This is a genomic window from Neobacillus solisequens (assembly GCF_051233465.1).
Classification (GTDB): domain Bacteria; phylum Bacillota; class Bacilli; order Bacillales; family Cytobacillaceae; genus Neobacillus.
In genome coordinates this window covers 195,139-213,731 of sequence record NZ_JBKFGJ010000011.1, presented here as the reverse complement: position 1 = coordinate 213,731, position 18,593 = coordinate 195,139, and the positions used below count along the sequence as shown (strand labels likewise).

Here is an 18,593-nt window from a genome sequence, read left to right as displayed (position 1 = left end):
CAACTATGAGGGCGTACGAAGGTTTATTTTTCCAAACAAAAACGCTACAATAAAAGAGAATATTCTGAAGAGGAGATATACATATGAGTGAATTTCAAACAATGCTTGAAAAATATGCAGAGCTTGCCGTTAAGGTTGGAGTGAACATTCAAAAAGGTCAAGTTTTAGCGGTTTATGCGCAACTAGATGCGGCTGAGTTTGTCCGACTAGTCGTGAAGAAAGCGTACGAAGCCGGTGCCCACAATGTTATTGTGAACTGGGATGATGATGTAGTATCCAGAACCAAATATGATTTGGCTCCGGAAGAAGTATTCAATGAGTACCCTGAATATCGTGCGAAGGAACGTGAAGAGCTAGTCGATAAGGGAGCAGCGTTCATGGCGGTTGTCTCTTCTAGCCCTGATCTGTTAAAAGGCGTCGCGCCAGAGCGGATTGCCAATTTCCAGAAGGTTGCCGGGAAGGCTTTGGTTAAATATCGCCAAGCTGTGCAGTCTGATAAGGTTAGCTGGACAGTGGTCGCTGCTGCCTCACCTGCATGGGCGGCAAAGGTATTCCCTGATGTGCCAGCGGAGAATCAGGTTGCAACACTGTGGGATGCGATTTTTAAAGCGGTTCGGGTCGATACCGAAAATCCAGTAGAAGCATGGAAAAAGCATGATGAAACCCTTCATGAAAAGGTCAAGTATTTAAATGAAAAGCGCTATGCAAAACTGCATTACACGGCACCGGGAACAGACTTGACGATTGAGCTTCCGAAAAATCATCTCTGGTGTGGTGCGGGAAGCATCAATGAAAAAGGCATTGAATTCATGGCAAACATGCCAACAGAAGAGGTATTCACTGTACCTTTCAAAGATGGCGTGAATGGAACAGTTGCCAGCACAAAACCACTTAGCTACGGCGGCAACATTATCGATCAATTCTCCATTACCTTTGAAAATGGCCGAATCGTCGAGGTGAAGGCAAGAGAGGGAGAAGAGGTTCTGAAGCATTTAGTTGAGACGGACGAAGGCTCCCACTATCTTGGTGAAGTCGCACTTGTTCCATATCAGTCTCCGATTTCGCAATCCAATATTTTGTTCTTTAACACCTTATTCGATGAAAATGCATCGAATCACTTGGCAATTGGCAGCGCCTATGCCTTCTGTATCGAGGGCGGCAAGAACATGTCACCTGAGGAATTGAAGGAAAACGGCTTAAATGAAAGTATTACACACGTTGATTTCATGATCGGCTCTGCTGAAATGGATATCGACGGCATCACCGCTGATGGAAAAAGAGAACCAGTTTTCCGTGGTGGGAATTGGGCGTTTTAATAGGGAAAAGTGGTCGCGCTGGGGGAGAGTCTCAGCACGGCCTTTTTTGCTTTCTGGTTAAAAATCGTGGATACCAAGCTAGAGGAAGTACAAGTTGTTGATAAACGGTAAAAAATGTAGATAAAGTCCACAAATATGTTGATAAAATCCTTAAACCCATCGATAAAATCCACAAACTCGTCGATAGCCGGCCAAAAGCCATTGATAAATCACACAAACGCGTGGATACCATACTGAAAAAAGCAACAGTTGTAGATAAGCGGTCAAAACCCGTCGATAAAATCCAAAAGCTCGTCGATAGACGGCCAAAAGCTGTTGATAAATCACACAAACGCGTGGATACCATGCTGGTAAAAGCAACAGTTGTCGATAAGCGGCCAAAACCCGTCGGTAACTCCCCACCCTTGGCCAATTGCAACCTATCAAAAGACACGCAAAACTTCACAAAAAAAAAGAGTCAAATTTCAACTCTACTTAAGCTTACTTCCGTATACTTTTATATTAAAATAAACCCCTGCGGAAAATAGTGCTAGAAAAGTAATCATTCCTGAGATTGAAGTTGGAGCCATGAATTGATCCATCGAACCCACCGCCTTCGTATAATTAAAACGTTTACACCTTAATTATAATACTAAAAGGAATAAATGTGAACAAATTAGTACAATTAATTGACGATTATTCGAACTAAAAAGGAACCCCCTTTAGGATTCCTTGTGAATGGCTTGCTTTTCATACGTGGCAAACATTAACCAATAAATCGCTGCACTTAGCAGAGCTAGTAGAAATAGAACGATAAAAGTCCAGTTATAACCGATCCAAACGGTCATCGGTATAGTCAGAGGGGCGATAGTCCGACTAATGGTGAATCGCAAACTGGCGGCTGCAAAATACTGGCCGCGCATATGCTCAGGGGCAATTTTGGAGACGAAATTTTGTTGAATCCCTGCCCCCATTAATTCAGCAAATGTAAATACCGCCATGGCCAAAATAATTCCCCAAATCCACACCGTTTGACTAAATAGAATGATAGCAACAGCATAAACAATGGAAGAAATAATAAATACATTTCTTTCATTCCAGCGATTCATCCAACGGGTTACAGAAACCGTTAATAGGGCAACTAGAAAGCCATTTTCAGCAAGGACAATGCCAAAGGCCTGTTCTCCGCCAACTCGAAAACTCCAATTTCCAAATGAAAACATCGTCTGATCCTTCACCAAATCCTTCATGTAAACCGGAATCAGCAAATCCAGTTGCATAAAGGTCTGTCCAGCCAATACACCAGCTACAATAAACAACAGAAAGGTCTTATCCTTGGCAATCAAGGAATAATCTTTCAGCTGATTCAATAAAAAATAATACCATTTGCCATCAACTGAATCATCTGCAGATGTCTTTAATGATGCTGTTTCCGAAGTCCATTTAGCCAGAAGCAAGCCAAGCAGAATGCCGATTATGCCTGTAATAAGCAGTAACTCAAATCGATGTTTTGCATAAAAAATAGCCCCAATAATTGGACCAATTACGACAGCAATATTAATAGAAGTATAAAAAATGGCAAATACATGGCTCCGATCTTTTTCTTTGACTACATCTGCTACCATTGCCTGGCTTGCAGGCCAGTATAAGGAACCAAAGATCCCTGCAATGGAAAAAGAAAGAAACCCAATCCACGGAGAATCAAGCCAAGGAGAACTGGCAGCGGCAAATGCCAAAAACGAAAGTCCCTGCCCAATAGCAGAAAGGACCATCATTCGTTTGCGCCCAAACTTGTCGGCGCAATACCCCCCCATTAAGTTCGCTATAACAGAAAAAATTTGTGAAAAAACAAGTAATAACCCTGCCTTGTCTTTTCCAAATTCATCAGCAAAGTAAATCGCCAGAAAAGGGAAGAACATCCAAAAGGAAATATTCATTAATGCTTCCCCAAATAACCGTACTTTTAAATTCCGATCCCAATCCCTTATTTTCATCTTTTTGTATCCTCGTTTCAACAAAGTGCTATTACATCATACTATTGCGATGGAAGAAAATTCAAGGAAAAAGGCTAGGGGAATGGTTTAAAAAACAGGGTTTTCTTTTTTTCTGAAATAGTATGCTATATTAAGGATAGGTATACTTGAAAGGGTGTTTAAATAAAGTGAAGAAAAGCGTTGTATTAGCGGAAAAACCTTCTGTTGCACGTGATATTGCAAGGGTTTTAAATTGTCATAAAAAAGGAAATGGTTTTTTAGAAGGAGATAAGTATATTGTTACCTGGGCACTTGGACATTTAGTTACACTTGCTGATCCTGAAGTGTATGATGATAAATTTAAATCATGGAACTTAGAAGATTTACCCATGCTACCTAATGAGTTAAAACTTGTCGTGATTAAGCAAACAGGCAAGCAGTTTAATGCGGTGAAAAGCCAATTAGTTCGTTCTGATGTAGGAGAAGTTATAATCGCAACGGATAGCGGTCGAGAAGGTGAATTAGTTGCCCGCTGGATCATTGCAAAAGCAAAGATCAATAAACCTTTAAAACGTCTCTGGATTTCTTCTGTTACGGATAAGGCCATAAAAGATGGTTTCAATCAATTGAAGCCGGGTAAAGCGTATGAAAATCTTTATTTTTCAGCTGTTGCACGTTCTGAGGCTGATTGGTATATCGGTCTTAATGCAACGCGTGCGTTAACTACTCGTTTTAATGCCCAACTCAACTGTGGCCGGGTTCAAACTCCAACGGTTGCCATCATTGCAGCACGTGAGGAGGAAATCAAAAATTTCAAACCTCAAACCTATTATGGCATTGAGGCACAAACAACTGATAAATTGAAGCTTACCTGGCAAGATGCAAGAGGAAATAGCCGCAGCTTTAATAAAGAGTTTGTGGATGCGATTGTGAATAAATTAGGTACAAAAAATGCTGTTGTAACGGAGATTGAAAGGAAGCCAAAAAAATCATTCTCCCCTGGACTTTACGATTTGACAGAATTACAGCGTGATGCCAATAAAATATTCGGTTACTCGGCAAAGGAGACGCTGAATATTATGCAAAAGCTGTATGAGCAGCATAAGGTATTAACGTATCCTCGTACAGATTCACGCTTTATTTCATCTGATATTGTTCCTACCCTACCCGAACGATTGAGGGCATGTGGAGTAGGGGAATATCGTTACCTGACTAACAAAATTTTACAAAAGCCAATTAAGACATCTAAATCCTTTGTAGATGATAGCAAAGTATCGGATCACCATGCTATCATTCCAACAGAAGGATATGTAAACTATTCAGCTTTTACAGATAAAGAACGAAAAATTTATGATTTAGTTGTGAAACGATTCCTTGCAGTCTTACTTCCAGCATTTGAGTATGAACAATTAACGCTTCGGGCGAAAATCGGTGACGAAAACTTTGTTGCTAGAGGAAAAACGATTTTATCGATGGGATGGAAAGAAGTATACAATCACCACTTAGATGAGGACGAGGACAGCGAGGATTTAAAAGAACAAATTTTACCTCGGATTGAAAATGGCGATTCATTAAACGTGAAACTAATCGCCCAAACATCAGGACAAACCAAGCCTCCTGCACGATTTAATGAGGCAACATTGCTTTCGGCAATGGAAAATCCAACAAAGTATATGGAAACAAAAAATAAACAATTAGCAGAAACTTTAAAATCAACTGGCGGTCTTGGGACTGTAGCAACACGTGCGGATATTATTGAAAAACTATTCAATTCATTCCTCATCGAAAAGCGTGGAAAAGACATTCACCTTACATCAAAAGGGCGTCAGTTGTTAGATTTAGTTCCTGAGGAGCTAAAGTCCCCTGTCCTAACAGCTGAGTGGGAACAAAAGCTGGATCAAATTGCTCACGGCAAGTTGAAAAAAGATGTATTTATCAGTGAAATGAAAAAATATACAAAAGAAATAGTGGCTGAAATTAAATCCAGCAATAAAAAGTATAAGCACGATAATATCTCTACAAAAAATTGTCCGGACTGCGGAAAACCGATGCTTGAAGTAAATGGCAAAAAGGGTAAAATGCTTGTGTGCCAAGACCGTGAATGTGGACATAGAAAAAATGTCTCGCGAGTCACAAATGCCCGCTGTCCACAATGCCATAAAAAACTGGAGCTTCGCGGTGAAGGGGAAGGTCAAATTTTCACTTGTAAATGCGGATATCGAGAAAAACTCTCCACATTTGAAGAGCGTCGAAAAAAAGAATCTACTGGTAAAGTGGATAAACGTACAGTGCAAAAGTATTTGAAGAATCAAACCAAGGAAGAAGAACCGATCAACACAGCGTTGGCAGATGCCTTAAAAAAGTTGAATCTGAAGTAGGTATATTTAAGCCTCACACACATTGAGGGGGTTCGTATATGATAATTCGAAATATAGAAAAGGAAGATAACTTTAAGATAAAAGAAATTATCCAAGATTCCTTAAAATCTCATGGATTAGACATTCCTGGAACAGCTTATTTTGACCCGCAACTTAACGACCTACACCAATATTATCATCATTTCAAGCATGGGAACTATTGGGTAGTAGAACTAGAAGGAGAAGTGGTGGGTGGTATTGGTATAGCACCGTTTAACGAACAAGATAAAGTTTGTGAATTACAAAAGCTATACGTAAGTCCAAAAGCTCAAGGCTTAGGGGTTGGAAAGAAGTTAATGGAAACTGCTTTGTCATTTGCTGCCAAATACTATGATGCGTGCTACTTAGAAACAACACATGAATTACAAACGGCCTGCAGATTATATGGAAAATATGGATTTACACTTTTACCTGAGCCATTGCCTGGTTCAGACCATTCTGCTATGAATGCTTGGTATTTAAAAAATTTGACTGAACTAAAAGATGTCCAATAGAAATAGAAGCCGATTTCCAGATATGGAATTCGGCTTTTCTAATATACTCATAATAAAGGTGACCATGTAACAAATTGCTTTATTATATTATTCTGCTAAAGTGATATTGTGGTAAAATTCTGAAAATTAAATTGACAGAATCGTATAGCATCACATAAAATAATTATCAAACCAATAATTTCTAAAGGATGGATGAACGATGAGGCATCCCAATACAAATGATAACTTTTTAAAAATAGAGGCTGGACTCCAAATCTAAAATGATCTGGAATCTAGCCTCTTTCTTTATTCTATTAAAGTGGTAGAGGAGTGGGAGAATGATTACGTTAACAGGCAACGATTTAACATTGAAACAAATGAAAGAGGTACTATATCGTAAGCAGAAAGTAACCGCAGCAGAAAAAAGTATGCAGGCAGCCCAAAAAAGCAGGGAGGCCGTTGAAAGAATTGTTTCGGAAAAACGGGTTGTATACGGGATTAATACTGGGTTTGGAAAATTTAGTGATGTATTAATAGAAAAAGAAAATGTTCAGGATCTTCAGCTCAATTTAATTCGTTCTCATGCCTGCGGTGTGGGGGAGCCTTTCCCAGAAATAGTCGCAAAGGCGATGGTGCTCCTGCGAGCCAATGCTCTCTTAAAGGGTTACTCTGGTATACGGCCAATCGTTATTGATAGGCTGATAGAACTGGTTAATAAAGAAATTATTCCTGTTATTCCCCAGCAAGGTTCTCTAGGAGCTAGCGGTGATTTAGCACCTTTATCCCATTTGGCTCTTGTCCTGATTGGTGAAGGAGAAGTGTTTTACAAAGGTCAACGCATGACCGCTTCGACAGCATTGCAGCAAGAAGGAATTTCACCGATTACATTGGAAGCCAAGGAAGGGTTGGCTCTTATCAATGGTACACAAGCAATGACAGCAATGGGTGTGGTAGGCTATCTTGAAGCGGAACAATTGGCCTATGAAAGTGAACTGATTGCTTCTATGACGATTGAAGGGTTAAACGGAATTATCGATGCCTTTGCGGAAGAGATTCATGTTGCCAGAGGCTACCAACAGCAAATTGAGACGGCGGCTAGAATCCGCCAATACTTAAGTGACAGTTTATTAACAACCCAGCAGGGAGAAATCAGAGTTCAAGATGCTTATTCTTTAAGATGTATTCCACAGGTTCACGGTGCATCTTGGCAGGCACTTGATTATGTAAAGGAAAAATTGGAAATTGAAATGAACGCTGCTACGGATAATCCATTAATTTTTGATGACGGAGATAAAGTGATCTCAGGAGGTAATTTCCACGGACAGCCTATAGCATTTGCAATGGATTTTATGAAAATTGCCGTAAGTGAACTTGCTAATATTTCGGAGCGGAGAATTGAGCGTTTAATTAATCCACAATTGAATGACTTGCCGCCGTTCTTGAGCCCTCAGCCTGGCCTCCAATCGGGAGCGATGATCATGCAGTATGTAGCTGCCTCATTAGTTTCGGAAAATAAGACATTGGCACATCCGGCAAGTGTTGATTCTATTCCATCATCCGCTAACCAGGAAGACCATGTCAGCATGGGAACAATCGCTTCAAGACACGCTTATCAAATCATCCAGAATGCCAGAAGGGTGCTGGCCATAGAGTTAATTTGTGCAATGGAAGCAACAGAGTACCGTGGCGTTGAGAAAATGGCTACTCATACAAAGAAATTCTATGAAGAGGGGCGGAATCAAGTTCCTTCCATCAAACAAGACCGTGTGTTTTCGAAGGATATTGAAAAAATGGCAGAATGGCTAAAAACAACAGATATATCGAAATTTATTAGAAGTTTAAGTATGGAAAAAGGTCTGCATTAATGAAAGAAAGGCGTGAATGAGAACTCACGCCTTTTAGTCTTTTTGATCGAAATAGCGGGCAGTATCGCCTCGCTCCTCATCTTCCGCCAGTCTATTTTTAAACGCTTCTTGAGTGACAATTAATTCCTCATCGCCAATGGCTTCTTTTACATGCTTTTCTACCATGCTGTTTTGAGGAAACTCACCAGGATGGTTTTTATTCTTGTGGCCGAAATGCTCTCCGCGTCCCACATTCAACACTCCTTTCGTTGCTTCCTCTGTAGCATTCCCGAAATGAATGATAATTATGATTAATACCTATTGGGCTTGATTTGGTATAATAACAATGTAGAAAAGGTGAAAAGGAGGCTGAAACGCATGGATTTGTTTCATATTCTCTCAGAAGACCGCATCAAGAAGGCTTATCGGGATGGTGAGTTTGATAACCTACCTGGGTATGGAAAACCATTGGAACTAGAGGATTTATCCTACATTCCCGAAGAATTGCGCATGGCCTATAAATTATTGAAGAATGCCGGTTTCACCGAAGAAGAGAATCATTTGCGGCAAGAAATGATGACCATTGAAGATTTAATGAAAAGGTGCGACGACAATATTGAAAAAGCCGAAATGCAAAAGAAATTAAATGAAAAACTTTTACGCTTTAATCAATTAATGTCGAAACGTAGGGGACATACAAATTCTGCGATTTTTAAAAATTACCAGTTAAAAATTCAAGATAAATTAAAATAAAACAAGCTGTGTGAAGTTTACTCTTCACCGGCTTTTTCTTCTTGTTTAGCCGGTTTGCACAATCGATCCAGTGCAAACCCGGCAAAGACGATAAAGGCAATTGGAATTGAAAAGTTTAGAATGTGAATAACCGTCATATTCATTACTTCCCACCTTTTGAATATTCACAATATTGATTATATAATGGTTATATTATATTCGAATTGTCATAAAATAGACAAAATTTAAAATGTATAAAAATGGAATTGCTAATGTAGAAATTTGGAATAATTTGTGGTACGATAATTTGAAATATATGACAAAATATAACAAATTGCTAAGAAAGGGCTAGATATAATAAACATATTCATAAATTCGCATGCATAATTACCTATAAAAGCTATCTGAAAATATAATTCTTTAGATATTCGAAATAACCAGTAAAAGGCAAACCTGTCGAAAGACTGGGACGCAAAGCCGAGGATCTAAGGTATGTAGTTACTATGATGGCCGGGCTGCCTGGAATACGAAAGATGTATTTTGGGAGAGGATACAATGAATGTTACGGTTGGAGATTTGGAAACAGTTGACAAAGAATGGCTAGCACTCATCCTAGAAGCGAAAGAAATAGGAATCTCGATTGAGGAAATAAGGGAATTTTTATCTCAAAATGGAATGGCCTAACCGACATAAGTACACCTAACCGGCTTAAGTACATAGAAAAGCATCCTGCAAGGCGTTGCGGGATGCTTTTTCCATTTTAGTTATTTTTGTTTCTCCATTTTGTGAACTCTAGAAACTCACGGAATTGATCTTTGGAGACACCAGAGTTCATGGCATCTTTTACTAAGTTCATCCAGTCATGATCTAGCTCCGATTTATCTATTTGCTCATGGATTAAATGTTCAATGGGAATGTTTAATACACTGGCAATTTTCTCTAGAAATTGAATGGAAGGATTTTTTTGTAAATTTCTTTCCAAAGAACTTAAATAAGACTTTGCAACTCCTGCTTGTTCGGCAAGCTCAGATAGTGACATCTTCTTTTCAAGCCTATATTGTTTTACGCGGTCACCAATCATAAATCTCACCCACCTATAATGTTAGTAAATAGTAGTAGTAATTTTATTTTATCAAATCGAATAAAAAAGTACCATATTAAGAACGTTTGAATGTTACAAAAATGTGAACATTAGTATTGATTATTTTAATTAGAAAGTTTTTTGAAAAAAACAACCACAAGCGTTAATATTAAAAGTGTTACCCATTGTATCAGAAAGTATAATTTTTATGATACACACATTCATCTGTTCTTTACATAAAAATAAACTAAAAGGCAGGGAAGAGAATGATTGTTTTAAAATCTGCGAGAGAAATCGAAGCAATGAAAAAATCAGGGGAAATACTGGCTGCTTGTCATAAAGAAATTGCCAAAATGATTAAACCAGGGATTAGTACTTGGGAGATTGATCAATTTGTTGAACAGTTTCTGAGTCAGAACGGTGCAACCCCTGAGCAAAAAGGATATAAGGGCTATGAATATGCCACCTGTGCCAGTATAAATGATGAAATCTGTCACGGCTTTCCGAGAAAGGAACCTTTAAATGAAGGGGATATTGTGACGGTTGATATGGTGGTGAATTACAATGGTGCCTTGGCAGATTCTGCATGGTCTTATGCAGTTGGAAAGGTGTCTGAGGAAACTGATCACCTGCTGCGTGTGACAAAAGAGGCCCTTTATCGTGGAATTTCACAAGCTGTACCAGGTAATCGAATTGGTGATATTGGTCATGCAATCCAAACCTATGTAGAGAGCGAAGGATTTTCAGTTGTGCGAGACTTCATTGGTCATGGGATTGGTTCAGTCATTCATGAAAAGCCGGATGTTCCACATTACGGACTGCCGGGAAAAGGTGCCAGGATTAAAGAAGGCATGGTTTTCACGATTGAACCAATGGTGAATATCGGCATGTTCTACACTAAAATGGATTTGAATGGATGGACGGCACGGACGGTTGATGGGACGTTATCTGCCCAGTATGAACATACCATTGCGATTACGAAGGACGGACCGATTATTTTAACCGAACAAGAATAAAAACAGACCATCGCGGTCTGTTTTTACTTTTTCCGTAAGTTCCCCAGTTCTTCCACAAGAGCTTGCATTTCACTGGGGCTAAATGAGTTTTTCCGTTGTATCATTTCATATATTTCTTTTAATTCTTCATACATTTCTTCATCAAAGTGAGATGGCTTGATTGCGCCAAGATTTAATACTTTTAGTTTTTCTTTGATTTGTTCAATCATATATTCTACGTTTTCAACTGACTTTTGTGATAAATCCATGTGTAGACCCCTTTCGCATTATATTTTCCATCTTTCCATGTTCTTAGTTGGATGTCAATATTCTAGAATTGGACTTGCATCATAAATTGATATCAAGCAAAATAAAGAGAAGATGTTGGTAGTTTTTACATACATACATACCTTTAGATATTTATTACCGTGCAAGGAGAGATTAAAATGACAAAGAAAAATCAGTTCTGGAAGGGCATGCTAATTGGAGCCTTAGCAGGTGGAGCGATTAGCTTATTCGATAAACCAACCCGGGAAACTATGAAAGGACATGTCAAAAATGTTTCTGGAAAAGTGGGATACGTCATCAAACATCCCGGTGAAATGGTTGAAAAGGTGAAGGAAACCGCCGCTACGATTATTTCCACTGTAGAGCAAGTGGGGGAGGACTTTTCCTTTGTTGCAGAAAAAGTGGATGAGCTCCGTGATTTAACACCCAAAGTTACAGATGCGATTAAGGAAGCAAAGGACACCTTTACCCATGATGATGAGGAAGAGCTGTTCGCTGAAAAACAATCCCTATAAATCAAAGGAGAAATAATAATGGAGAAAAATAGGAATGTTCGTTCTTCATTAATTCGTCTGCTCTGGCATCGAATTGTTGAGGATGATTTACCAGGCTTAAGCGCCCAGCTTGCCTATTATTTTCTTCTCTCATTATTTCCGCTGTTAATAGTTTTATTTACTTTAATTCCGTATTTGCCAATCCCACATCAGGATATGCTTGTGGTTATCAAGGAATTTGCACCAGCAGAAGCCATGGAACTAATTGAAAAGACTGTTGATGAAGTAATGAGCCATCGAAGTGGAGGATTGCTTTCTTTTGGTATTATTGGGACGTTGTGGTCCGCTTCAAATGGCATTAATGCCGTTGTAAGGGCCTTTAATAAAGCTTATAACGTGAAAGAAAGCCGTTCGTTCATTATAGCCCGTGGTACAGCTGTACTGCTCACGTTTGGCATGATTTTTGTGTTTCTTCTAGCCATTATTCTGCCGATCTTCGGAAGAGAAATTGGCATCTACCTATTTACCCAGTTGGGGCATACCAAGGAATTTATTAAGGTTTGGAATGCCCTGAGCCTAGCTACTAGCGTGGTTATCTTGTTTATGTTGTTTACCGGATTATACTGGATTGCACCCAATGTTAGACTTCGCTGCCGCAGTGCATTTCCTGGGGCAGCTTTTGCAACAGGGGGCTGGATTTTGTCATCTTTCGGTTTATCTGTTTATGTGGGGAATTTCAGCAATTATTCGGTTACGTATGGTAGTATTGGTGCTATTATTGTTTTGATGCTTTGGTTGTACATATCCGCATTCATAATTATTTTAGGCGGAGAAATCAACGCCTTTTACAGTGAAAAAAACCGGACAAACTGCTAATACTTACCTTTATGAAAATGGCTCTTCTGTTCAAACTATGAGTGGGGATAACCCATTCATCTAAGGGAGGTCATGACCTTGACAAAGCACACGAAAAAAGACGGCGGTACCAAGCAAAAGGGTAAAGGTAGTAAAGGAAATAAAACATCAGGATCTGCTAACGGATCTAACGGCTATCACTAAAAAAACCGGGCTCTATAGCCCGGTTTTGTTATGCATGTAAATTTGTATTGGAAGAACTTGTGATTTGGGTCGGATTATGCTTCGACTTTAACAATCGTAAACTGTTTACGATCACTAAAATGGTACTTCCTTCGTGTCCAATGACACCAAAAGGCAAATCAATGAACTGAAAAAAGTTGGACGATATTAATAGTGCAATGATAGTAATGGAAAAAACGATATTTTGCTTAATAATTCGATTCATACGCTGGGAAAGCTGGATGGCCTCCGCTATCCTAGGCAAGTCATTTTTCATGAGGACGACATCGGCAGTCTCTAGAGCGACATCAGTTCCTTCCCCCATGGCAATCCCCACGTTAGCAGTGGCCAACGCTGGAGCATCGTTAATCCCGTCACCAACCATGGCAATGGTTTTATATGTTTTTTGCAGGTTTTTAAGATGTTCCACTTTGGTTTCAGGCAAACATTCAGCGAAGAATTCATCCACATGACTTTCAGCAGCAATGGCTTTAGCCGTTTTTTCACTGTCACCGGTTAGCATAACGGTGTGGATGCCTTGTTTTTTCAAATGGTCTAGAGCTAATTTTGTTTCTTCGCGGACCACGTCCTTTAAAGCGACAACCGCACTTAATACCCCATTTATTTCAATAAAAACAAGGGTGTTACCTTGTGTGGCAAGATCCTTGGCAATTCCATTGGCAAAGGAATCAGCTTGTTCTTTACCAACAAATCCAGCTTTACCAATTTTCCAATGCTCACCGTTTATAGTCGCCTTAATGCCCCAACCCGCAATATCTTCAAGACTGTCAGGATGAATCAACTCTTTGCTGTTCGAATCTTTTGCAAATTTGACAATAGCCTGTGCCAGCGGGTGATTTGAATGGCTCTCAATGGAGGCTACTTTCCAAATAAGATCAGCTTTTGCAATCCCTTCTCGGACAATCACCTCCGTTACTTCCGGTTTTCCTTTAGTAAGCGTTCCAGTCTTATCAAAAGCGATTGCCTCTAAATGGCCAAGGTTTTCTAGATGCACCCCGCCTTTTACTAAAATCCCGTGTTTGGCTCCGTTGGAAATTGCAGATAAGGTAGCCGGCATAATTGATGCCACCAAGGCACACGGTGAACCTACAACAAGAAGAATCATTGCTCTATAAAAAGATTCATGCCAATTCCAGCCCAGTAGGAAGTGGGGGAGGAAAAACATGATAACTACAACAATTAAAATGGTTTTTACGTATGTTCCTTCAAATTTTTCAATAAACAGCTGAGATGGTGATTTTTCACTTTGCGCCGACTGCACAAGCTGAATGATTTTCTGAAACAAAGAATCACTGCTTGCTTTGGTCACCTCAACAGTAATGGAACCGGTCATGTTTACTGTTCCAGCGAAAACCTCGCCTTTAATACCTTTGGAAACAGGCATTGACTCCCCAGTAATGGCGGCTTCATCAATATTCGTTTGTCCCTTAATGATTACGCCGTCTGAAGGCACCCTTTCACCTGGTTTAATTAAAATATGGTCTCCAACACCTAATTCGGATACAGGCACTTTTCGCTCGTAACCATTGGAGATTAACAGAGCCTCTTCCGGCTGCAATTCCATTAAAGAGGATATTTCTTTATGGCTTTTATTCATGGTGTACGTCTCTAAAGCACCGCTGACGGCAAAAATAAAAATCAGAATCGCGCCTTCGGTCCAATAGCCAATGATCGCAGAACCAACCGCTGCAAAAATCATTAGCATTTCTACATTTAACTCCTTGTTTTCATAAGTCTCCTCAATCCCCTCTTTGGCTTTGGCAAATCCTCCAATGACAAACGCCAAAAGATAGGCAATGATGGAGTCAGCCCCTTGTCCGTATCGGTCGAGTAGCCACCCTGCTAAAATGAGCAAGCCGCTTAATCCGGCTGCAATTAATTCTAAATGCGGTTTTATTTTTTCTACCATACTTACTTTTTGGATCCCCTTAGTAAGTGACTTTGCTTCGGTACTCATTTGTTTCTCCCTCCTTGTAAATTGTAATTGAGAAAAATAATCAAATTCACAACCCCTAAAAAACACGAAAGCTGTCATCATGCGATGACAGCAGATTCCCAGTTAGGAAAAAGTAATGTTAAATTGTAATAAGTTTACCATATATTCTATGTCTTAGAAATGAATATGCTCTAGCAAGCCATTATGATTTTTGTTCCTGCAAAGCAGGCCCAGCTTTTTTTCCAAAAGTAAAAATAATTAAAGAAACAATCAGCAAAAGGGTGCTGATGATATAAAAGTAACTGACATTTTGAAAATACTTGATGAATAATCCGCCAAAGATGGGCCCTGTAAGACTTCCCAGACTGAAAAAAATACCGCATAACAAATTTCCAGTAGGCAGCAATTCTCTTGGGACCAAATCGCTCATATAGCTAATCCCCAAGGAAAACGTCGATCCGACAAGCATCCCCGAAGCTAAAAAGGCAACAAATAACCCAATTGTTGATTGCTCAAGAAAACTGGCGAACATAAAGCTGCAAAAACCAAGGAACAGTACTGTCATTAGGATTTTTCTGCGTCCGTATTGGTCACTTAATACTCCAAGTGGAAGCTGCGTAATAATACTGCCAATCGCAAAGGCGGAAAGAACAAGTGATACACTTGAAACATCTATGTCTCTTCGAAGCGCATAAACAGGAAAGCTGCCATTAAGAGATGACTCTAAAAATCCGTAGACAAGTGGCGGCAGAAACGCAATCCAGCCAAATTTAAATGCTTTTCGAAACTGTTTAATGGTAGTTAAAAATGAATTAATGGTAACCGTTTGTTCTGGGAATTCATTTTTTATGGAAAAAACAAACACCCAGCCAATGAAGCATAGCACGGATGATACGATAAATGGCAAGGCTTCATTGATCTTGACCATAGGAGTCATCAATGGTCCCAAGGCAAAGCCAATCCCGAAAAATAATCCATACAAAGAAATATTTCTTCCACGTTTATCAGCAGGCGAGGAAGAGGTAATCCATGTTTGGGTGGCAAAATGAAGCGAATGGTCGCCAATCCCAATCAATAGCCGCAGGAAAAACCAAAACCAAAATGTCTTCCAGAGCGGAAATAACGCCAATGATAAGACAACAATCCCACCGCCAACAATAATGATTGGTTTATAGCCATATTTTCGAAGCGGCACTTCCATGAAAGGTGAGACAAAGAGAATACCAATATAGAGAGCGGTTGCATTTAATCCGTTTAAAGAGGAGGAAACACCGCTTTTTTCAAATATGACGGCAATTAAGGGTAGCAGCATTCCTTGCGAAAACCCGGAAATGGCAACAATGCTGACAAGAATCCAGAAGCGAAGGCTGTTTTTATTCATAAGATTTCCTCTATTCTAAAATAGTCATACATGATGGTATCTAGAATATTCCACTTTTGCAAGAAAAATGTTGCTTTACCAATCGTAAAAGTGATAATCTTTTCAGTGTTATCAGGAAATAGGGTCGGCAGTTTTAGGGGAAAGATATAGAAATAGATGTTTGGAGGGATTGTGGTGACAAATAAAATCTTTATGCTCATGACATTTATAGGTGTGCCGGTTTCCATCATCGGGACTTTGATGCATTGGCCGAGTATTGTCATGTTTGCGATCTATTGCTTAACGATTATAGCCTTGTCCAGTTATATGGGGCGCGCGACGGAGAGCTTGGCAATTGTGGCAGGACCACGGATAGGCGGATTGTTAAACGCCACATTTGGGAATGCAGTTGAGTTAATTATTTCCGTATTTTCATTAAAAGCTGGTCTGGTTGGTGTCGTTCTAGCTTCTTTAACAGGTTCGGTTTTAGGGAATCTGCTCTTGGTCGCAGGGCTTTCATTTTTTTTGGGCGGATTAAAGTATAAGCGACAAAAATTTAATGTATATGATGCCCGCCACAACTCTGGATTATTAATGTTTGCTGTGATCGTAGCATTTGTCATTCCGGATGTTTTTTCAATGGATATGAGTGAGACCAAAACATTCTCTCTCAGCATTGGAATATCCATTACGCTGATCTTACTATACGTTGCTGCGTTATTATTTAAACTGGTAACCCATCGTGGAGTTTATCAAAGTGAAACGGTTGAAGAGCATGGAGAGGAAGAACCAGAGTGGAGCAAAGGCCGTGCTATTGGAGTACTGTTGATTGCCACCTTAGCCGTTGCCTATATTTCAGAGCACCTTGTACATACTTTTGAATATGTGGCTGAGTCATTTGGCTGGTCGGAGCTGTTTATCGGGGTTATCATTGTGGCAATTGTCGGTAATGCCGCGGAGCATGCGTCTGCTGTCCTAATGGCTGTTAAAAACAAAATGGATGTGGCAGTAGAAATTGCGATCGGTTCCACCCTACAGGTCGCCATGTTTGTTGCACCAGTGCTTGTGCTGGTTTCCATCTTTTTTGATACCAAAATGCCTTTGTTATTCTCATGGCAAGAACTAGCCGCAATGGCTTCTTCCGTACTGCTGATGGTGATTATCTCCAACGACGGAGAAACGAACTGGTTCGAAGGGTTAACCTTGTTAGCCGCCTACGCCATCATGGGAATCGGATTTTTCTTGCTATAAACACGAAAGACTCTAAGCCTATTCGGCCTAGAGTCTTTTTTTCATGTAACGGGTTCGTACTTGTAGCTATGCTATAATTTAGACGTTAAGGGTTTAAAAATCAATCGCTTTCATTTTTGGGTACCATCAATCACCAACCTTCATGTTTAGTTAAAATTGAGAACACGAGTGTTGAATTTCATATTAGACGGGGATCCCAACCTCCTTAAGATGATAAATGATTTTTGTTAGCCGATTGATCGCTGCCCTCCTTTTATATAAGTTAATTGTATTATAATCTGAAAATTAAATTTTGTAAATAATCTGTTTATGACATTTTTATTACTTTTTTCCTGTTGTAAGGCCCTTTTTAGAATTTAATCTCATGAATGGATAATATTTATCAACTCCGAAAAAACTATGACTAATGCTACTAGTGAAAGGAGTTCTACCCGTGAAGAAATATGTTTCTTTACTGATCACATTGCTATTCATGTTAACTTTTATCCCAACTGTTATGGCTGATAAAGATGCGGCAAAAAAAGAGGCGGTCAAATATCAGGTGCCGCCATCAGTACGCAATATCACCAAGGAAAATACCTATCCGAACTCAACTCAGGACTTGCCGTTCCTGCAGCCGAGTGATTTAACGAAAAAACTAATTAACTCATCAAAAGTTAAAATTGAAAACCCTGATTTAATCCGGATGCTCAATGAAACAAGTATTAATGGGACACCGTTTGCAATCGGCTACCGGGCTATTGTTTTTTTGGGACAATGGCCGTTAAACTATGAATCATCAGAAACATCTCCCAATTGGGAATATCAAAAGATTAATACCAATTACTTTGATAATCGCGGAGGCAATGCACCATATCAGATTAAATATGTCCAAGAGTCACAAAAGATTGTCCGTGGCGGCTTGACATCCAAAATTCCAGATGCTGAAGAAGTAAAAAAAATGATGCTCCTAAAGGCAATGGAAAAAACCCACTTACCGCTGGCCTTTGAGACCATCATTGGTGCTGGCACAAAGAACGATCATATCTACAACATTCCTACAAACCGACTAGGATATTTATACGCCTATGCTCCAGGTGTAAATGAAAAAGGAAAAGTGACCTATGGCGAGGTCTATCTAATGCTCAAAGGAAACCGGAAATCTATTGTGATTAAAAATGTTACTTCACAAGGGATTGGAGCATGGATACCGGTACAGGACTATGTTTCATTTGGCTTTGTCGCGTCCGACCGCCCGCGATAAGATTGCGGTAAGGAGCTCCTTCCGATTTGGTGGGAGCTTCGGCATTTTTCACCTCATTTTGGAATCAAACAGGAAAATCACGAGAATGATTGAAAAAATAGCTTGAATTCGGT

The 18,593-nt window shown here is 39.6% G+C and carries 19 protein-coding genes and 1 riboswitch; of the genes, 11 read left to right on the top strand and 8 right to left on the bottom strand.

Features of this window, described 5'->3' with window-relative positions; genetic code table 11:
- Positions 1-83: 83 nt before the first annotated feature.
- Positions 84-1,316: an aminopeptidase gene (locus ACI3K6_RS12475; protein ID WP_435555088.1), complete on the top strand. Its 1,233-nt coding sequence runs from the start codon at positions 84-86 to the stop codon at positions 1,314-1,316.
- Positions 1,317-1,466: 150 nt separating this feature from the next.
- Here ACI3K6_RS12475 and ACI3K6_RS12470 read toward each other — a convergent pair whose 3' ends face one another.
- The gene (locus ACI3K6_RS12470; protein WP_435555087.1) at positions 1,467-1,697 is read right to left on the bottom strand and encodes a hypothetical protein; all 231 of its coding nucleotides are present in this window, start codon (positions 1,695-1,697) and stop codon (positions 1,467-1,469) included.
- Between the two features lie 320 nt (positions 1,698-2,017).
- Positions 2,018-3,289 (bottom strand): MDR family MFS transporter, encoded by a 1,272-nt coding sequence (locus ACI3K6_RS12465; protein ID WP_435555086.1) that lies wholly within the window; start codon positions 3,287-3,289, stop codon positions 2,018-2,020.
- A 167-nt stretch (positions 3,290-3,456) separates the two neighbouring features.
- On the opposite strand from ACI3K6_RS12465, the gene ACI3K6_RS12460 reads away from it, so the two are divergent.
- The 3 genes from ACI3K6_RS12460 to hutH all read left to right on the top strand — a co-directional run bounded on the left by ACI3K6_RS12460 (position 3,457) and on the right by hutH (position 8,023).
- The gene (locus ACI3K6_RS12460; RefSeq protein ID WP_435555085.1) at positions 3,457-5,646 is read left to right on the top strand and encodes a DNA topoisomerase III; all 2,190 of its coding nucleotides are present in this window, start codon (positions 3,457-3,459) and stop codon (positions 5,644-5,646) included.
- Between the two features lie 38 nt (positions 5,647-5,684).
- Positions 5,685-6,179, top strand: coding sequence for a GNAT family N-acetyltransferase (locus ACI3K6_RS12455; RefSeq protein WP_435555084.1), 495 nt, complete (start codon positions 5,685-5,687; stop codon positions 6,177-6,179).
- Between the two features lie 317 nt (positions 6,180-6,496).
- The gene (gene hutH / locus ACI3K6_RS12450; protein WP_335482238.1) at positions 6,497-8,023 is read left to right on the top strand and encodes a histidine ammonia-lyase; all 1,527 of its coding nucleotides are present in this window, start codon (positions 6,497-6,499) and stop codon (positions 8,021-8,023) included.
- Between the two features lie 33 nt (positions 8,024-8,056).
- On the opposite strand, the gene ACI3K6_RS12445 is transcribed toward hutH, so the two are convergent.
- A complete protein-coding gene (locus ACI3K6_RS12445) occupies positions 8,057-8,254 on the bottom strand; it encodes a hypothetical protein (RefSeq protein WP_335482237.1) in 198 nt (65 codons plus the stop codon).
- Positions 8,255-8,380: 126 nt separating this feature from the next.
- On the opposite strand from ACI3K6_RS12445, the gene ACI3K6_RS12440 reads away from it, so the two are divergent.
- Positions 8,381-8,755 (top strand): DnaJ family domain-containing protein, encoded by a 375-nt coding sequence (locus ACI3K6_RS12440; protein WP_435555083.1) that lies wholly within the window; start codon positions 8,381-8,383, stop codon positions 8,753-8,755.
- A 17-nt stretch (positions 8,756-8,772) separates the two neighbouring features.
- Here ACI3K6_RS12440 and ACI3K6_RS12435 read toward each other — a convergent pair whose 3' ends face one another.
- A complete protein-coding gene (locus ACI3K6_RS12435; protein WP_335482235.1) occupies positions 8,773-8,898 on the bottom strand; it encodes a hypothetical protein in 126 nt (41 codons plus the stop codon).
- A gap of 272 nt (positions 8,899-9,170) precedes the next feature.
- Positions 9,171-9,257: riboswitch (cyclic di-GMP riboswitch) on the top strand.
- A gap of 32 nt (positions 9,258-9,289) precedes the next feature.
- On the opposite strand from ACI3K6_RS12435, the gene ACI3K6_RS12430 reads away from it, so the two are divergent.
- On the top strand, positions 9,290-9,418 hold the full coding sequence (locus tag ACI3K6_RS12430) for an anti-repressor SinI family protein (RefSeq protein WP_335482234.1): 129 nt from the start codon (positions 9,290-9,292) through the stop codon (positions 9,416-9,418).
- A 76-nt stretch (positions 9,419-9,494) separates the two neighbouring features.
- On the opposite strand, the gene ACI3K6_RS12425 is transcribed toward ACI3K6_RS12430, so the two are convergent.
- Positions 9,495-9,815, bottom strand: coding sequence for a helix-turn-helix domain-containing protein (locus ACI3K6_RS12425; protein WP_335482266.1), 321 nt, complete (start codon positions 9,813-9,815; stop codon positions 9,495-9,497).
- 266 nt (positions 9,816-10,081) lie between these two features.
- Between ACI3K6_RS12425 and map the strand changes: the two genes are divergently transcribed.
- Complete coding sequence (map, locus tag ACI3K6_RS12420) at positions 10,082-10,831, top strand: type I methionyl aminopeptidase (protein WP_435555082.1); 750 nt, start codon at positions 10,082-10,084, stop codon at positions 10,829-10,831.
- Between the two features lie 23 nt (positions 10,832-10,854).
- Here map and ACI3K6_RS12415 read toward each other — a convergent pair whose 3' ends face one another.
- Positions 10,855-11,079 (bottom strand): DUF1128 domain-containing protein, encoded by a 225-nt coding sequence (locus ACI3K6_RS12415; protein WP_335480367.1) that lies wholly within the window; start codon positions 11,077-11,079, stop codon positions 10,855-10,857.
- Between the two features lie 177 nt (positions 11,080-11,256).
- On the opposite strand from ACI3K6_RS12415, the gene ACI3K6_RS12410 reads away from it, so the two are divergent.
- Positions 11,257-11,613 (top strand): YtxH domain-containing protein, encoded by a 357-nt coding sequence (locus tag ACI3K6_RS12410; RefSeq protein WP_435555081.1) that lies wholly within the window; start codon positions 11,257-11,259, stop codon positions 11,611-11,613.
- Positions 11,614-11,631: 18 nt separating this feature from the next.
- Positions 11,632-12,468 carry a YihY/virulence factor BrkB family protein gene (locus ACI3K6_RS12405; RefSeq protein WP_435555080.1) on the top strand — a complete coding sequence of 279 codons (837 nt, stop codon included), beginning with the start codon at positions 11,632-11,634 and terminating at the stop codon, positions 12,466-12,468.
- Positions 12,469-12,679: 211 nt separating this feature from the next.
- On the opposite strand, the gene ACI3K6_RS12400 is transcribed toward ACI3K6_RS12405, so the two are convergent.
- Both ACI3K6_RS12400 and ACI3K6_RS12395 read right to left on the bottom strand, forming a co-directional pair.
- Positions 12,680-14,647, bottom strand: a complete 1,968-nt coding sequence (locus ACI3K6_RS12400) for a heavy metal translocating P-type ATPase (RefSeq protein WP_435555079.1) — start codon at positions 14,645-14,647, stop codon at positions 12,680-12,682.
- Positions 14,648-14,828: 181 nt separating this feature from the next.
- Positions 14,829-16,007: an MFS transporter gene (locus tag ACI3K6_RS12395; protein ID WP_435555078.1), complete on the bottom strand. Its 1,179-nt coding sequence runs from the start codon at positions 16,005-16,007 to the stop codon at positions 14,829-14,831.
- Between the two features lie 174 nt (positions 16,008-16,181).
- On the opposite strand from ACI3K6_RS12395, the gene cax reads away from it, so the two are divergent.
- Both cax and ACI3K6_RS12385 read left to right on the top strand, forming a co-directional pair.
- Positions 16,182-17,237: a calcium/proton exchanger gene (cax, locus tag ACI3K6_RS12390; protein ID WP_435555077.1), complete on the top strand. Its 1,056-nt coding sequence runs from the start codon at positions 16,182-16,184 to the stop codon at positions 17,235-17,237.
- Positions 17,238-17,733: 496 nt separating this feature from the next.
- Positions 17,734-18,480 carry a YfkD famly protein gene (locus tag ACI3K6_RS12385; RefSeq protein ID WP_435555244.1) on the top strand — a complete coding sequence of 249 codons (747 nt, stop codon included), beginning with the start codon at positions 17,734-17,736 and terminating at the stop codon, positions 18,478-18,480.
- Positions 18,481-18,593: the final 113 nt, after the last annotated feature.

Bases quoted from the DNA above. Each gene is read 5' to 3' on its own strand.
- ACI3K6_RS12430 (WP_335482234.1), top strand. From the start codon at position 9,290: ATGAATGTTACGGTTGGAGATTTGGAAACAGTTGACAAAGAATGGCTA.
- ACI3K6_RS12440 (WP_435555083.1), top strand. From the start codon at position 8,381: ATGGATTTGTTTCATATTCTCTCAGAAGACCGCATCAAGAAGGCTTAT.
- ACI3K6_RS12405 (WP_435555080.1), top strand. From the start codon at position 11,632: ATGGAGAAAAATAGGAATGTTCGTTCTTCATTAATTCGTCTGCTCTGG.
- ACI3K6_RS12400 (WP_435555079.1), bottom strand. From the start codon at position 14,647: ATGAGTACCGAAGCAAAGTCACTTACTAAGGGGATCCAAAAAGTAAGT.
- map (WP_435555082.1), top strand. From the start codon at position 10,082: ATGATTGTTTTAAAATCTGCGAGAGAAATCGAAGCAATGAAAAAATCA.
- ACI3K6_RS12415 (WP_335480367.1), bottom strand. From the start codon at position 11,079: ATGGATTTATCACAAAAGTCAGTTGAAAACGTAGAATATATGATTGAA.
- ACI3K6_RS12395 (WP_435555078.1), bottom strand. From the start codon at position 16,007: ATGAATAAAAACAGCCTTCGCTTCTGGATTCTTGTCAGCATTGTTGCC.
- ACI3K6_RS12465 (WP_435555086.1), bottom strand. From the start codon at position 3,289: ATGAAAATAAGGGATTGGGATCGGAATTTAAAAGTACGGTTATTTGGG.
- ACI3K6_RS12410 (WP_435555081.1), top strand. From the start codon at position 11,257: ATGACAAAGAAAAATCAGTTCTGGAAGGGCATGCTAATTGGAGCCTTA.
- ACI3K6_RS12435 (WP_335482235.1), bottom strand. From the start codon at position 8,898: ATGAATATGACGGTTATTCACATTCTAAACTTTTCAATTCCAATTGCC.
- ACI3K6_RS12425 (WP_335482266.1), bottom strand. From the start codon at position 9,815: ATGATTGGTGACCGCGTAAAACAATATAGGCTTGAAAAGAAGATGTCA.
- hutH (WP_335482238.1), top strand. From the start codon at position 6,497: ATGATTACGTTAACAGGCAACGATTTAACATTGAAACAAATGAAAGAG.
- ACI3K6_RS12475 (WP_435555088.1), top strand. From the start codon at position 84: ATGAGTGAATTTCAAACAATGCTTGAAAAATATGCAGAGCTTGCCGTT.
- ACI3K6_RS12455 (WP_435555084.1), top strand. From the start codon at position 5,685: ATGATAATTCGAAATATAGAAAAGGAAGATAACTTTAAGATAAAAGAA.
- ACI3K6_RS12385 (WP_435555244.1), top strand. From the start codon at position 17,734: ATGGCTGATAAAGATGCGGCAAAAAAAGAGGCGGTCAAATATCAGGTG.